This is a genomic window from Sphingomonas sanguinis NBRC 13937 (genome assembly GCF_001591005.1).
Taxonomy (GTDB): domain Bacteria; phylum Pseudomonadota; class Alphaproteobacteria; order Sphingomonadales; family Sphingomonadaceae; genus Sphingomonas; species Sphingomonas sanguinis.
The window spans coordinates 68,991-83,060 of the sequence record NZ_BCTY01000004.1 but is presented as its reverse complement, the minus strand read 5'-3'; the positions used below and the strand labels follow the sequence as shown (position 1 = coordinate 83,060).

Here is a 14,070-nt window from a genome sequence, read left to right as displayed (position 1 = left end):
GGATGCGGCGGCCGAGATCAGAACGACTTGCTGACCCCCAGGTAGAAGTTGCGCAGGCGCGGGTCCCCGTATGCGCTGTAGTATAGCGGGAACTGCGACACATCGAGCGGCGGCATCTTGTTGAAGATGTTGTTGATGCCGAAGCGCACCGTCATCTTCTGCGGCAGGCGGTAGCTGATGTTCATATCGTGATACATCTGGCTGGCGACCTTTGCCGACCCCTGCGCGGCCACGAAGCTGCGATCCAGCGTCAGGTAATAGCTGCTGAGGTAGCGTGTCTGCCAGCCGAGGCTGAGCTCGTCCTTCGTCCATTGCAGCGACCCGCTGCCCCGGAAGCGCAGCGAACCGGATGCACCGGAGCCGGCCGCGAACCCGGCTGTGACGACACCTGCATAATTCTGCGCGGGCGCGTCGGCGAACGGCTGGATCACCAATTGATCGACATAGGTCGCACGGCCGACGGCCGACAGCTGACCGCCGAACAGGTTCGTGTCGTAGTTGAGCGTGAAGTCATAGGCCGAGGTGACCAGCGACTTCAGGTTGATCAGCGATACGTCCAGCGCGGTGATCGGCCCGACCGCAAAGCCACCCGATGCCGGGCCGCGCGTGACGCGGTCGGGGTTGGAGGCGATGAACTGGTTGAACTGCGTCTGTGTGCCGCCGAAGAACGAAGCGAGCAGCAGCACCGGATCGAAATACATGTCCCGCTTGTGGATGCGCGTCCAGTCGACCGAGAAGCGCAGGCCGTCGATGAAATGCGGCTTCAGGATCAGGCCGGCCGTCCACGTCTTGGACGATTCCGGCCGAACGTCCGGATTGCCGCCCGAGAACCCCGAGATGATGCCAAGGCCGAACACCTGCATGCCGATCAACTCGTTGCCGCGCTGCGGATCGCGCATCTGGAGGGTGATCTGCGGGCGGGGGATCTTGACCAACTGGCTGAGCTGCGGCGGCAGATAGCCGGTCGTGTACGAGCCGCGCAGCATGACGCCATCGATCGGCGACCAGAGCAGGCTGATGCTGGGATCGGTGTGCGCATTGGTGGTGGTCGACCGCGGGATGACGGTTCCCGCCGGCGGACAGTTGCCGAAATAGTCATATTGCCCCGCCACGAGCGGCGTCATGCAGGACACTGGGTCCGACGTATCGGTGCCGTCGCCCTTGTACGATTCATGCCGGGCCGACAGGCGCAGTTCCAGCAGTCGGATCAGCGGCAGTTGATGCTGGTTGCCCAGGATCGGGAAGACGACTTCGCCATAGACAGACTTGGTCGTCTGGTGCGCGGTCGGCGTGAAGGTGGTGACCGCGCCATCATCGGTCAGCAGCGTGAGGAGGCGCGAATTCAGCCTCTGGGTGTTGATCTCGGCGTTGACGGTCAATTGCGGCTTGCCGCCCGGCAGCGAGAACGGCAGCGGCCCGGCGAGGCGTAGCGAGGGCGCGACGTTGCTCGATTTGCCGTCCTGCTGGCGCTGATAATAGGGCGTCTTGTTGTAGGTGAAGGGAATCGGATAGGTCGAGGTATCGACGAGCGCGTTCAGAACCCCGGACTGGAGATCGTTGGAGGCGAAGGCGCTGATCGACGGCGGGCTGTTCGCGACCGAATAATTAGACTTGGAATAGGCGACTTCGGCTACCGCCTGCCAGTCCGCCGGTAGCCGGATGATGGCACCGCCCAGCGTGCGCAGCGTCGACGACACCTGCTTGATCGGGGCATCATAGGCGGGATTGGCCGGAAACGCGATCGCGAGATCCTGCGTAAACGGATTGCCGATGGCCGACGCGTTCAGGAAGACGGAGTTGAGCGTGTTGGAAAATGTGTTGGTCGCCGACGAATGCGACATGCCGATTTCGGCATAGCCGGTCAGCCAGTTGTTGAACGTGCGCCGCACCGCGACCGAACCGCTATACTGATTCACCGGATAGAGCAGCGGCGCGCGGGCGCCGGTGCCCGCGGCGGTATTGGCCTGGTCGAGGTTGAAGGTACCGAGCGACGAAAGAAGCGGAGCCAACCCGGCGTTCGTGATCCCCGCATAGCCCTTGGGAATGGTCCCCAGACTGCTCGACAGCGTCTGACCGCCATATTCGGGCTTCAGCTGAAGCGGCGTGCCGTCCTGTGTCTTGAAGTTGACCAGCGAACCCTGTGGTGGATTGGTGAAGCCGCCGTAAAACGAGCCGGGGTCGTTGGCGAGGATTTCGTTCAGACCGCGGCGGCGCAGGTTGTCGCGGTCGCCGTAGCGTAGCGCCAGTTGCTTGGTCCAGTTGCCGGTGAAGGTCAGGCGGGTACGCCCCCCTTCCAGCGGCAGGCCGCCGGTGAGGTCGATCGACCCGCGACCTTGTTTGAAATCGCCGGTATTGTCGTAATTCGCCGACAGCTCGGCGCCCTTGAAGTCGCGGCGCAGCACGATGTTGATGACGCCGCCCGACGCGCCGCTGCCATAGATGCCCGATGCCGACGAGGCGAGCACCTCGACCCGCTCCACCGCCGCGATCGGGATGCCGGTGATCGACGGCTGGGTGATATCGCCATTGCCCAGGTTGATGCCGGGCTGGCGCCGACCGTCGACCAGGATCAGCGTGTCGCGCAGGCCGATGCCGCGCAGGTTGATCGCGCTGACGCCGACGGGGCGGCGGGGATTGAATTCGTTGTCGCCGCCGATCGCCTGATCCCCGACGATCGGCGAGGTGTTGACGTTCAACTGGTTGCGCAGGAACGTTTCGAGGTTGGGCGCGCCGCTGCGCTCGATCTCCTTGCGGCCGAGGACGATGAACGGCTGGCTGTCGTCTTGCGTGCGTTCGATGCCGGTGTTGAGCGACCAGTTGACCCTGCCCGTGACGAGGATGTCAGGCGTGGCGCTCGTGTCGACCTCGTCGCCGGCCAAAGGGCGGATGGCGACCGCACCATCCTCCGTCGTGACGATCTTCAAACCGGTGTCGATCAGCAGGCCCTGGAGCGCGAGGATCGGGGCATAGTCGCCGTGAATGCCGTTCGTCCGCTTGCGGCCGACATCGTCCATCCGATACAGGATCTCGCGTTTGGTGATCTTGCTCCAGCTTTGCAGGGCCGCTGCCAAGCCCCCGGCCGGGATGTCGAACCGCTGCACCGTGCGTGCCCCCTGCACGCTCTGCGCCGCAACATGGCTCGGCACGAAGGCCGTCAACATGGTCGCCCCCAACGCGATCGCCACATCCCTTTTCTTCATCTGATGCCCCCTCGTTGCGGTCGCTCCCACTGCGCCGCCCGGTAAGATTGTCATTCGACGGCAACAGACCCGTAACATCAGATTTCAAAAAAGTTTGCAGATGTGGAACTTTTCACCAAAACGGCAAAAAGGGGATTAATGCCGTTTCTGCGTTACGGTTTTGGCGCGGTCGATTGTCATGACGGTCGAACCCCTTGGACGAAGGAGTGTCTCGAGCGGACGATGGTAGACGACAGGCAGTTGGAGCGGTGGTTTTGCGAAGAGGTGCTTCCCCTGGAGGCGTCGCTGACCCGCTATCTGCGTCGTAACTGGCGGACGGCCGAGCAGATCATGGATATCCGGCAGGACATATACGAGGCGGCGCTGACCGGCGGGCGGCAGGAATTGCCGTCCCACACCGCGGGCTATATCTTCACGATCGCGCGCAACATCCTGGTCAATCGGTCGAAGCGCGAACGGATCGTCCAATTCGAGCATTATGCCGATATGGAAAGCGTCGAACAGGGCGTTGATCTGTCCGCAACCGACCGCCATCTCGATGCGCGCGACGCGCTGCGCCGGGCGCAGGAAGGGATTGAGCGGCTGCCTCCGCGCTGCCGCGAGGTCGTGCGCCTGCGCAAGATCGAAGGATTGTCGACCCGCGAGGCGGCGGCACGCATGGGCGTCGGCATCGACACGATCGAACGCCAGCTAGTGTTGGGCATCCGCGCGATGGCCGATGCGATGCTGGGCGGTGCGGGCAAGATCCGTCGTGGCGGCGCGGCCAGCACTGGCAAGGCTCGCCGCCAATGAATCGCGCGACGATGATCGAAGAAACGGCCGCGCGTTGGATCGTCCGCCAGGAAAGCGGCGACTGGTCCGCCGAGGACGACGCCGCGCTGACCGCGTGGCTGGACGAGCAGATGGCGCACAAGGCCGCGTTCTGGCGTCTGCGCCACGGCTGGGCGGCGTCGGATCGCGTCGGGGCCCTGGGGTTCCAGACCGCCACGCCGCGGTCGCGCGCGCGGCGCGGTTGGCATAGGATGCTGCGGGCCCGCCCCCGCGCGATCGGAGCGGTCGCCGCCGCGCTTGCGGTGACGATGGGAATCGGCACGATGGTGCTGCAATCGCCGACGGGCTTCGATGCCGGACGCTTGACGCGCGGCAAGGCATCGCCTTCGGCGTCCACGCCGGTGCGGGTGCAGACGCCGGTCGGCATCCGCCACACCATTGCGCTGCGCGATGGCAGCCGGGTGGAACTGAACACCGCGACCATTGTGCGCACGGCGGCCAGCGATCTGGGTCGCGAGGTCTGGCTGGATAAGGGGGAGGCCTATTTCGACATCGTTCACCGCCCCGACCATCCCTTCGTCGTGCATGCGGGGCCACGGACGGTGACCGTTCTCGGCACGCGCTTCACCGTTCGCCGCGATGGGGACAAAGTGACCGTGGCGGTGCTGTCGGGCCGTGTGCGGATCGAGGATTCGACGTCCGACGCGGGCACGCGCTCCGCCGTCATCGGCCAGGGTGACATCGCTTATGCCCAATCGCACGGCACGCTGGTCGCGCTGGCCGCGCCGGCGCGGGTCGAAGCGATGACCGGATGGCGTGACGGCGTGCTGGTGTTCGACAACCAGCGACTGGGGGACGCGGTGGCGGACTTCAACCGTTACACCAATCGCCCGATCCGTATCGCCGATCCGACCACCGCCGACATCCGGATCGGCGGAACATTCCAGATTGATAACAGTGCCGGATTTCTCGCTCTTCTCCACTCCGCTTACGGTCTGAAGGTGCGATCGGACGCAAACGGCATCGTTGTCGAGCCCTGACCGGGAGACCGGCAGGCCAGCTTCGCCCAGCAGTTGGTTGCCAAATATCAGCGGCGTTTCCCGGGACGCGACAAGCGCGTGCCGAACGGGACATGATCCGGGGGCATGGGACAGGTCGCCACCACTGGCGGCATCGCCGCAGAGGAGGTGCGCAATCTGATGGTCGCGAGCGTCGAGCACAGCTTCGGACTCGCGGACCGCGTGGCCGAGCTTACCGACAATGGCAGCCTTTATGTCGCCAACGACACCAAGCGCTTCGCGCGACACATCGGCCTTGTCGCGCACACTATCCCGGTCAGCAGCCCGCAATACAACGGAATGGCAGAGGCGCGTCCGCACTCTTAAGCACGAATATGTCCGGGTGAACCCTGCGCCTGACCCGAGCAACCGTCATCGAGCAGTTGCCCGCCAGGCTGGACCACGACACTGAGGTTCACCCGGACAAGGCGCTGCTGGGCTACCGCCCGCCCCGCAAGTACATCAATCAAATCCGCGAGGCCTCCGTCAGGCATTTAGGGAGGCAACAACATCACGGCTCGGCTGATGCGTAAAGAAAAGGAAATGGCGCGCCGCGCCGGGTGAAGACGAGAACTATGTCTACGCTGTAGCGCTCTAACGCCCTCCTTTTGCGAGGAATAAGACCCATAGCCCTCCGGCTATGGGTTCTCCCGATTTCAAATGCTGGCGGAGACGCAGGTGCTTAATTTTCTCGTTTGCGGTCGCCCGACCGAAATGGCGTAACCGACGTGGAAAACAGAGCCGCGACGGCGGCTAGCACAGCCACGGCAGCGGCCAATAGCGGTATCGCATCCAGACCCACGCCGGCCGACAAAGCCGCCGCGCTCAGGCCGGCGCCGAGGGCGTTGCCGAGATTGAAGGCCCTGATGTTCAGCGGCGAGGCGAGGTTCGGGGCCTTGCGTGCGGCCGCGACCATCATGGCCTGCGTGATCGCGCAGACCGCGAAGGCGAATATGCCTCACTCACGTATGCCGAAGGTCGCGCCCGCGATTGGAAGGCCGGCATCGTCGAAGTGGGAGCGCTGGGCCATATCAATGGGGCGAGCGGTCTGGGATCGTGGCCGGAAGGCCGACGGCTCCTGACAGCGTTTCGGTCGGGAACTCGCTACTCGAACGCCTGAGCCGGCGAGGGATACCAAAGCGTCCATTCCCTCGGAAAGGACGCTGTCCGCTTGCGGGACATCGTCCATGCCGTGCCCATGTTCTGGACGGGTCGAAACCGGATGGACCTCATGCGACTATCGGAACATGCGCCGGTCGTGGTGGCCTTCGAACTCAGTGGTCAGAGCGTTTCCAGATAATCCTCGAACCGTTTGCCGCGCTCGTGCCGGAAGGTTCCGCCAGTTCCTCGGGCGGCGATCAGTCGGTCGATCCGAAAATTGCGGAACGCATCGCGGCTTTCGCACCAGGCGGTCAGGAGCCACGCGGCGTCGAACAGCGTCAGCCCGAGCGGACGGACGATCCTCGTGCTGCGGCGCTCCAATAGATCCACATACTCGATCTCCAGCATGGAGCGTCGGCGGATGGCCGTTCGCAGCGGGGCAAGATGCGCGTTCGACGCGGCGCCCGTCGGGGTCCGTCTGGACACAGCGCGCAGCGGCAGACGCTTGTAGGCTTGCGCCTTCTCCGCTTCCATCGAGGCCCCGAGCTTGGCCGAAACGCGATGGGCGGCGGCGGCGAGCGCTTCATCACCGCGCGCCGCGATCAACCGCATTCCCAGCATGACAGCGTCCATCTCGTCCGGATCGAGATGGAGCGGCGGCAGGAAGTAGCCCGGTTCGAGCTGATAGCCGATCCCCGGCTCGCCCCGCACGGGCGCCCCCATGGCCTGTAGCGTGACCATGTCCCGATAGATGGTGCGGGCCGAAACGCTCAAGGCGACGGCGAGCGTATCGGCCGAAATCGGTGCCGAGCATCCACGCAGGTGGTCGAGAAGAGCAAGGAGGCGAAGGGAGCGCATGGAACATCGGTATCACACGGTTCCTGACGGAAACTGTCAGGGTCAAGCGTGTATCGCCTCGGCTGTCGAACACAACAACTAGAGAGGTTGCCATGCCGGGTCCCTGCTACAAGATCGGAGACGACGAGGCCGCGAACCACGCTCGCCGTCAGGCCGAGACGTTGCTCCGAAGCTTTCCCGGGTTCCTCGGATGGACGCCGTTCACGGGATGGCACGATCCGAACGCGCGCGTCGACCTCGTCGCATGGGCCGACCTCGACAGCGCGCAGGCGGCGGCACGGGCAGTGGGCACGGCGTCCGAGTTCGCCGAATTTCGATCCTCGGTCGCCAATCTCGTCAGCATGAGCCATTACCGCGCGCCCCATCTGGAGCCTCGACCTGTGGCTGTCGGAGCCGGCTTGGAAATCGGGCGGTTCCGATTGAGGCCGGGTGTCGAGGAGCTCAACATGCGCGCCGCCTACAACGAGATGCTGGCGAGCCATCTGGCCTTGCAGCCCGGATGGCGGCACCAGCATCTCGTGAGGTTGAAGGACGGCACCTTCGTTGATCTGGCCTTTGCCCAAGACCAGGCGCGCTCCGAAGCGATCTGCGCGACATGGGTCGGCACGCCTGAATGCGATCGCTTCCTCGCACTGATCGAGCCGGAAAGCATGGAGTTTGGAACGCTGATCTGATCGCTCACGTCGGGAACATCATTCCGAACGCGCCCGAACCCGTTTGGAGGAGGAAGGTTGGTGTCTCACGACGAGGGACGCCAAGCGCTCCAATGGCTGCTTTCGAGAGCGCCTGAAATGCCAGCGAGCGGCCGCGTTGAGTCGAAAGTTACCGTTTTATGGCAGTCGAGTTTTATCGGGCTTTAGCGTGGAATCGGCCGTTTCGCATTCCGGTTGGTAGGTGTGCGGTGATCGGCGGCAATATCGCGGCATAGAGGGCAATCGGCGGTATTTGGCGCACCCGACAGGATTCGAACCTGTGGCCTCTGCCTTCGGAGGGCAGCGCTCTATCCAGCTGAGCTACGGGTGCGTGGGCTGGCCGACTAGCATTGCGGGCCCGGGCGCGCCAGCCCTTTTTACGCAGGCGCGGCTTTTCCGGCCTTGGGTGCAGGCGCGGGCGTCTTGGGGCGATAGGCGCACAGATCCTCGACCGGGCAGCGCCAGCATTCGGGGCGCCGGGCCTTGCAGATATAGCGGCCGTGCAGGATCAGCCAGTGATGCGCGTGCAGCCGGAATGGGGCGGGTGTCGCCTTGTCCAGCTTCAGCTCGACCGCCAGCACCGTCTTGCCCTTGGCCAGGCCGGTGCGGTTGCAGACACGGAAGATGTGCGTGTCGACCGCGAAGGTCTCGTGACCAAAGGCGGTATTGAGCACGACATTGGCGGTCTTGCGCCCGACACCGGGCAATCGCTCCAGATCGGCCCGCGCCTGCGGCACCTCGCCACCATAATCGTCGACCAGCATCTGGGACAGGGCGATGACGTTCTTGGCCTTGGTGTTGAACAGGCCGATCGTCTTGATGTGGGCTTTGAGCCCTTCCTCGCCCAGGTCGAGCATCTTTTGCGGCGTATCGACCTCGGCAAACAGAGCGCGCGTCGCCTTGTTCACGCCGATATCGGTCGCCTGCGCCGACAGAGCGACCGCGACGACCAGCGTATAGGGGTTGCGATATTCCAGCTCGGTCTCGGGATGCGGGTTCGCCTCCGCCAGCCGGTGGTAGAATTCGACGACGTCAGCCTTCTTCATGGTGCTTACAGGCCCAGCACGTCGCCCATGCGATAGCGCCCCGGCGCCTGCCCCGCCAACCACAGCGCCGCACGCACCGCGCCGCGCGCGAAGATCGTCCGGTCCTGCGCGAAATGGCCGAGCGTCAGCCGCTCGCCCTCGCCCGCGAAGATCACCTCATGGTCGCCGATCACCGAACCGCCGCGCAGGGCCGCCAGCCCGATCGTCCCTTCGGTGCGCGCGCCCACCAGCCCGGCGCGGCCATCGACGCGCAGCTCGGACAGCGGATGCCCCCGCCCCGCTGCCGCCGCCTCGCCCAGCAGCAGCGCGGTGCCCGAGGGCGCGTCCACCTTGTGCCGGTGGTGCATCTCGGTGATCTCGATATCCCAGTCGCTCCCCAGCCGCGCCGCCGCCTCGCGCACCAGATTGGCGAGCAGCGTGATGCCGAGCGAGGTGTTGCCGGTCTGGAGCACCGCGATGTCGGTCGCGGCGGCGTCGATCGCGGCGTGCTGCGCAGGGGAAAGGCCGGTGGTGCCGATCACGATGGGGGTCCGCGCCGCACGGGCGGCCGCGAGATGCACGTCGAGCGCTCCCGCGATCGAGAAGTCGACCAGCACGTCGGCGGACTTGGCCAGCGCGTCCGGATCGTCACGCGAATCGCAGCCACCCGCCAAGGTCGCGCCCTCGCCCTCGATCAGGTCCGCGATGGCACGGCCCATGCGTCCCGCGCTGCCGTAGATACCGATGGCTGTCATGCGATGATCCAGGTTGCAAAAAGCGAAAAAGTCATGCGGCGTTCCTTGGCACAGGTGCCTGCCGGGGGGAACAGATTGCGCGAGGGAAGTGCAAGGTTTGGGCATCCATTCTCGGGCGATCGATATGGATTTGATATCCGAGGCAAATGGCTACGGGTTTCACGCGCGGCATGTTCAATACGTCGCAGCAGGGCCGATCACGCAAAGAATTACCTGAATGAGGGACAGGCCCGAGGAAAAATCAATGCGCGCCAAATCAGCTCAACATTGACTTCACCCTAATGTTCATGTTATGTTCCATTGTCGATTTGGGGATGGGGTCCATATGACGGAGGCGTTTCGCGATAAGCCAGATCAAGCATTTTCGTTTTGGCTCCGTACAGGCAGGTTGCCGTCGGTGCTTGGTCCTGATGGTATCGAACTCAAATTCAATCCCTGGCACGATCCCGCGAATGGTCGATTCACCTTCGCAGGGACGGGACGTCAGCACGGCACAGGCGGCAGTGACGCGGCGGGCGGTCGCATATCTAGGCGAATTCGGCACACACTCCCGACGGGTAAGTCGCCAGTCACGCCATCACCGCAGCCGGGGACGCTCAAACAGCGATCCAACCGACCTCGTCAGCCGAACCCCGTCACGGAATTCATCGGAGGTGTTGGCGAAGGAATTTATGATGTCGGGAAAGGGACAGTTGCTGCTGTTCAGGCCACATTGACGACGAATCCGATGACGACGATTCGGGAGACTGGTCGCGGGATTGCGAACGTGATCGACGCTGCAATCGCTGCAGAGAGTACGCCAGCGCGAATTCAAATTTCGCGCGCGACCAGCGCGATTGGCAACGCCTCTGCACGGGATGTCGGTCATGCTACTGGAACGGTCGTCGGGAACGTAGCGCTGTCCGCAGCACCCGGCGCCGCGCTCGCCAAGGTTGCCGCCGTGCGCCGGCTTCGCATGGCAACACCCCGGCCGAATTTTGATCCGCCTCAGATCGGCTGGGTGAAGGAAACGGTTAGGTCCGACAAGCCTTGGAAAGCCTATAACGACGCGGCAACCGGCTCACGCCCCAGCCAAGCGCCGACATTGATGCGAACCATGCCGGACGGCTCGAAACGGCCTGTGAAGTTCGATGGCATCCAAGGCGATTACGTCATCGACCGCAAGTGGAGCGTCCGAGACGCACCGCGTGCCCGCGCTCAGATCTTGCGGCAGTCGGAGGTGTTGGCGCAGCATCGTCTGATTGGATTATGGGAAGTTCCGACATCTGCTCAAAAGACCAAAGCACTCAAACTGCTCAAGAAGATGAATGTTACCAACATTCACGTAAAGGTTGTGAAACCATGATAGCCGTACAGATTGCCCATATCATAGCGGATTACGTCGTGTTCCTCGACCTCACTGATGACGATGAACTCGATCCGGATATCGCCGTAAAGATGATGGAAAGCCTTGCGAGTCAACTCGAAGAACTGGACCCAGGATTTCTCCGTCAGCTGGTCGACGCATTTGCGGTCATTGCCGCCGATTATAGCGGTGAAGCCCAACAGGTGGTGCGCGACATCCCGTACAGCTTCTATCTTGAAGAGGTACTCGCAGCGGACGATCCTGTAAGGCTGGCAGAGTTGGAAGCGATACGCGAAGCACGCGAATGATCAGGAATAAGCAAAGCGAAAGACTGATGCGGATAGGCGCCACCCACAACATCATCATCCTGACCGGCGCGGGTATCTCCGCCGAGTCCGGTATTGCCACCTTTCGCGGGCCCGGCGGGCTGTGGGAGGGGCACCGGGTCGAGGATGTCTGCACACCCGAAGCCCTCGCCGCCGATCCCGAGCTGGTGCATCGCTTCTATGACCTGCGGCGGGCGGCGCTGGCCGGTGTGTCTCCCAATGCGGCGCATGAGGCGCTGGCGCGGCTGGATCGGGAATGGTCGGGCGAGTTGCTGATCGTCACGCAGAATGTCGACGACCTGCACGAGCGAGCGGGGGCGACGCGGATGCTGCATATGCATGGAGCGTTGAAGTCGGCCTTGTGCGCGGCGTGCGGGGCGCGGTTCGACTGGGCGGACGACCTGCCGCCCGGCACATCCTGTCCCGCCTGTGCCGCACCGCGCCTGCGGCCCGACATCGTGTTCTTCGGCGAGATTCCCTATCACATGGACCGGATCGAGGCGGCCTTGGCGCAGGCCGATCTGTTCGTGTCGATCGGCACCTCGGGCGCGGTCTATCCGGCCGCCGGGTTCGTGCGGATGGCGAGCGCCTATGGCGCGGCAACACTGGAGCTCAATCTCGATCGATCGGAGGGCAGCGGCTGGTTCGATGAAAGCCGCCTGGGTCCCGCCGGGCAGCTGGTGCCCGAATGGGTCGACCAGATGCTCAGCCGGTAACCGGCACGATCACTTCGCGGGCGCGGGGCGTCAGCCGCTCGAGCGCCGAGTCCTGAAGCGCGCGCGCAGTCACCAGCACACCAAAGGCACGCGGATCGGGCTTGTTGAACAGCAGCGGCTGGCCCAACGCATCGGCGACCCCTGCCCCGGCCTCGGACGCGATCAGCGCGGCGGCGGCGATGTCCCACTCATTGCCCCAGCGCAGCGTGGCGACCAGATCGGCCTCGTCGGCGGCGACCATCGCGATACGCAGCGCGATCGAGTTGGGCTTGAACACTGCCACCAGATCGCGGTCGGCCTTGGGCAGCGCATCGACCGGCACACGCGCGCCGGGCATCTGGTGACAATAGCCCGCGCTCAGCGTGCGGCCGTTACGGGTCGCGCCGCCGCCCGCCTCCGCCAGCCACAGCTCCCCGCGTGCGGGCGCGGCCAGCACGCCGATCACCGGCCGACCATCCTCGACCAGGGCGACCGACACCGCCCAGCCCTCGCGCCCGCGAATATAGTCGCGCGTGCCGTCGATCGGATCGACCACCCAGACACGGCGCGCGGCCAGCCGGTCGGGCTTGTCCGCCGTCTCCTCGGACAGCCAGCCCGCCTCGGGAATCAATGCGTGGAGCCGGGCGTAAAGCATCCGGTCGACGTCCAGATCGACCTCGCACACCGGGCTTCCCGGCGTCTTTTCCCATTGGCGGAAATCGGTACGCCAGCGGGCGAGCGCCATCGCCGCCGCCTCACGCGCCGCCGCGACGACAGCCGGGATCAGCTCAGCTGCTGGCAACCGTCATTCCATCAATGCGCAGGGTCGGCACGTTGACGCCGTAGCGGAATTCCAGGTCGTTGGCCGGGGTCATGGCGAGGAACATGTCCTTCAGGTTACCCGCCACGGTGAACTCCGCAACCGGCTCGGCGATTTGCCCGTTCACGATGCGGAACCCCGCCGCGCCCCGACTATAGTCGCCGGTCACGGGATTGACGCCGCTGCCGATCAGCTCGGTGACATAGACGCCATCGGCGATGTAGGCGATCATCGTTTCGACCGGTATACGGCCCGCCGCCATGAACAGGTTGCTGGTCGACACGCCCGGCGCCCCCGCCGTCCCGCGCGCGGCATGGCCGGTCGGCTCCAGCCCCAGCTGCCGCGCCGACGCGGAGTCGAGCAGCCAGGTCTCCAGCACGCCGTCCTCGACGATGGCGGTCGGCGACACCGCCAGCCCCTCGCCGTCGAAGGGTCGCGAGCGCAGGCCATGGGGGCGATGGGGATCGTCCTCGACCCGGATACCCTCCGCCATCACCCGCTCGCCGATCCGGTCGAGCAGGAAGCTGGTCCGCCGCGTAATTGCCGCCCCCGCGATCGCCGAGACGAGATGGCCGATCAGCGACGATCCCACGCGCGGGTCATAGACGACCGGCATCGCTCCGCTCGCCAGCTTGCCGGGATTCAGCCGCGCCACGGTCCGCTCGCCCGCCCGCGTCCCGATCGCCTCGGGGCTTTCGAGCAGGCGACGCAGACGTGCGCCGTGATGGGCATAGTCGCGCTGCATGTTCGCGCCCTCGCCCGCCACCACGCTGACCGACAGGCCGTATCCGGTGGCGCCATAACCCGCCGCAAAGCCATGGCTGGTCGCCAGCGCCGAGACGACACGCGAAGCGGACGCACCGCCGCCTTCGGAATTGGTGACGCCTGCCACGGCCCGCGCGGCTTCCTCGGCCGCCAAGGCGGCGGTGCGCAAGGCTTCGGGCTCGACCTCGCCGCCATCGTCCAGGTCGAGCATCGGCGGGGCGCCGTGCAGGAGCCGCTCTTCGGGGGCCAGCCCCGCCCAGCGATCCTCGGGCGCCTCGCGCGCCATAGCGACGGCACGCTCGACCGCGAGGGCCATCGCATCGCCCGACAGGTCCGAGGTCGAGACGCTGGCCGAACGCCGCCCGACGAACACGCGCAGTCCCAGTTCCTCGCTCTCCGACCGCCCGACATCCTCGAGAGCGCCGAGGCGCACCGACACCTCCAGCGCGGCATCGGCGGCAAAGACCGCATCGGCGGCGTCGGCACCGGCAGCACGGGCACGGGCAACGATATCGGCGGCCCGGTCGCGGGCCTGTTCGGGAGTCAGCATGGTTAGGGACTTAGGGGCGCGGGCGGCGGGATGCCAGACCCGCTTGCAACGGCATTGCCAAACAGGGCTCACTGATGTCCCAATGACGGCGCACAGTCTGGGGTCGGGC

The 14,070-nt window shown here is 65.1% G+C and carries 15 protein-coding genes and 1 tRNA gene; 8 read left to right on the top strand and 8 right to left on the bottom strand.

What is annotated here, in order from left to right; all coding sequences use genetic code 11:
* Positions 1 to 17 precede the first annotated feature (17 nt).
* Positions 18 to 3,200 (bottom strand): TonB-dependent receptor domain-containing protein, encoded by a 3,183-nt coding sequence (locus SSA01S_RS03865; protein WP_240954696.1) that lies wholly within the window; start codon positions 3,198 to 3,200, stop codon positions 18 to 20.
* 222 nt (positions 3,201 to 3,422) lie between these two features.
* Here SSA01S_RS03865 and SSA01S_RS03860 point away from each other — a divergent pair, with 222 nt between their 5' ends.
* The 3 genes from SSA01S_RS03860 (at position 3,423) to SSA01S_RS03850 (ending at position 5,356) form a co-directional block, all read left to right on the top strand.
* Positions 3,423 to 3,992, top strand: coding sequence for an RNA polymerase sigma factor (locus tag SSA01S_RS03860; protein ID WP_240954695.1), 570 nt, complete (start codon positions 3,423 to 3,425; stop codon positions 3,990 to 3,992).
* 11 nt (positions 3,993 to 4,003) lie between these two features.
* Positions 4,004 to 5,011 carry a FecR family protein gene (locus SSA01S_RS03855; protein ID WP_240954694.1) on the top strand — a complete coding sequence of 336 codons (1,008 nt, stop codon included), beginning with the start codon at positions 4,004 to 4,006 and terminating at the stop codon, positions 5,009 to 5,011.
* 105 nt (positions 5,012 to 5,116) lie between these two features.
* Positions 5,117 to 5,356 carry a DDE-type integrase/transposase/recombinase gene (locus SSA01S_RS03850; protein ID WP_061779297.1) on the top strand — a complete coding sequence of 80 codons (240 nt, stop codon included), beginning with the start codon at positions 5,117 to 5,119 and terminating at the stop codon, positions 5,354 to 5,356.
* 355 nt (positions 5,357 to 5,711) lie between these two features.
* Here the strand turns inward: SSA01S_RS03850 and SSA01S_RS20030 are convergent, their stop codons facing one another.
* A complete protein-coding gene (locus SSA01S_RS20030) occupies positions 5,712 to 5,948 on the bottom strand; it encodes a hypothetical protein (RefSeq protein WP_061779296.1) in 237 nt (78 codons plus the stop codon).
* Here SSA01S_RS20030 and SSA01S_RS20145 point away from each other — a divergent pair.
* Positions 5,883 to 6,149, top strand: a complete 267-nt coding sequence (locus SSA01S_RS20145; protein WP_338124149.1) for an alpha/beta hydrolase — start codon at positions 5,883 to 5,885, stop codon at positions 6,147 to 6,149. The two genes, SSA01S_RS20030 and SSA01S_RS20145, sit on opposite strands and share 66 nt — an antisense overlap.
* A 161-nt stretch (positions 6,150 to 6,310) precedes the next feature.
* Here SSA01S_RS20145 and SSA01S_RS03840 read toward each other — a convergent pair whose 3' ends face one another.
* Complete coding sequence (locus SSA01S_RS03840; RefSeq protein ID WP_061779295.1) at positions 6,311 to 6,988, bottom strand: helix-turn-helix transcriptional regulator; 678 nt, start codon at positions 6,986 to 6,988, stop codon at positions 6,311 to 6,313.
* A gap of 92 nt (positions 6,989 to 7,080) precedes the next feature.
* On the opposite strand from SSA01S_RS03840, the gene SSA01S_RS03835 reads away from it, so the two are divergent.
* Positions 7,081 to 7,662, top strand: a complete 582-nt coding sequence (locus SSA01S_RS03835; RefSeq protein ID WP_061779294.1) for a hypothetical protein — start codon at positions 7,081 to 7,083, stop codon at positions 7,660 to 7,662.
* Positions 7,663 to 7,934: 272 nt separating this feature from the next.
* Here SSA01S_RS03835 and SSA01S_RS03830 read toward each other — a convergent pair.
* The 3 genes from SSA01S_RS03830 to dapB form a co-directional block, all read right to left on the bottom strand.
* Positions 7,935 to 8,011, bottom strand: a tRNA-Arg gene (locus SSA01S_RS03830).
* Between the two features lie 46 nt (positions 8,012 to 8,057).
* Positions 8,058 to 8,726, bottom strand: a complete 669-nt coding sequence (gene nth, locus SSA01S_RS03825) for an endonuclease III (protein WP_061779293.1) — start codon at positions 8,724 to 8,726, stop codon at positions 8,058 to 8,060.
* 5 nt (positions 8,727 to 8,731) lie between these two features.
* Complete coding sequence (gene dapB / locus SSA01S_RS03820) at positions 8,732 to 9,460, bottom strand: 4-hydroxy-tetrahydrodipicolinate reductase (RefSeq protein WP_061779292.1); 729 nt, start codon at positions 9,458 to 9,460, stop codon at positions 8,732 to 8,734.
* A gap of 325 nt (positions 9,461 to 9,785) precedes the next feature.
* Here dapB and SSA01S_RS19930 point away from each other — a divergent pair, with 325 nt between their 5' ends.
* From SSA01S_RS19930 to SSA01S_RS03810, 3 genes are read left to right on the top strand one after another with little or no spacing between them, the layout of a single operon-like run.
* Positions 9,786 to 10,805: a hypothetical protein gene (locus tag SSA01S_RS19930; RefSeq protein WP_082794911.1), complete on the top strand. Its 1,020-nt coding sequence runs from the start codon at positions 9,786 to 9,788 to the stop codon at positions 10,803 to 10,805.
* On the top strand, positions 10,802 to 11,113 hold the full coding sequence (locus SSA01S_RS19005; protein ID WP_244885549.1) for a hypothetical protein: 312 nt from the start codon (positions 10,802 to 10,804) through the stop codon (positions 11,111 to 11,113). The genes SSA01S_RS19930 and SSA01S_RS19005 overlap by 4 nt, the downstream gene beginning before the upstream one ends.
* Positions 11,114 to 11,145: 32 nt before the next feature.
* A complete protein-coding gene (locus SSA01S_RS03810) occupies positions 11,146 to 11,847 on the top strand; it encodes an NAD-dependent deacylase (protein ID WP_061779352.1) in 702 nt (233 codons plus the stop codon).
* Here SSA01S_RS03810 and SSA01S_RS03805 read toward each other — a convergent pair.
* Positions 11,837 to 12,628 carry a 3'(2'),5'-bisphosphate nucleotidase CysQ gene (locus SSA01S_RS03805; protein WP_061779290.1) on the bottom strand — a complete coding sequence of 264 codons (792 nt, stop codon included), beginning with the start codon at positions 12,626 to 12,628 and terminating at the stop codon, positions 11,837 to 11,839. The genes SSA01S_RS03810 and SSA01S_RS03805 overlap by 11 nt on opposite strands.
* Positions 12,615 to 13,961 carry a TldD/PmbA family protein gene (locus tag SSA01S_RS03800; RefSeq protein WP_061779289.1) on the bottom strand — a complete coding sequence of 449 codons (1,347 nt, stop codon included), beginning with the start codon at positions 13,959 to 13,961 and terminating at the stop codon, positions 12,615 to 12,617. The genes SSA01S_RS03805 and SSA01S_RS03800 overlap by 14 nt, the downstream gene beginning before the upstream one ends.
* Between the last annotated feature and the right edge of the window lie 109 nt (positions 13,962 to 14,070).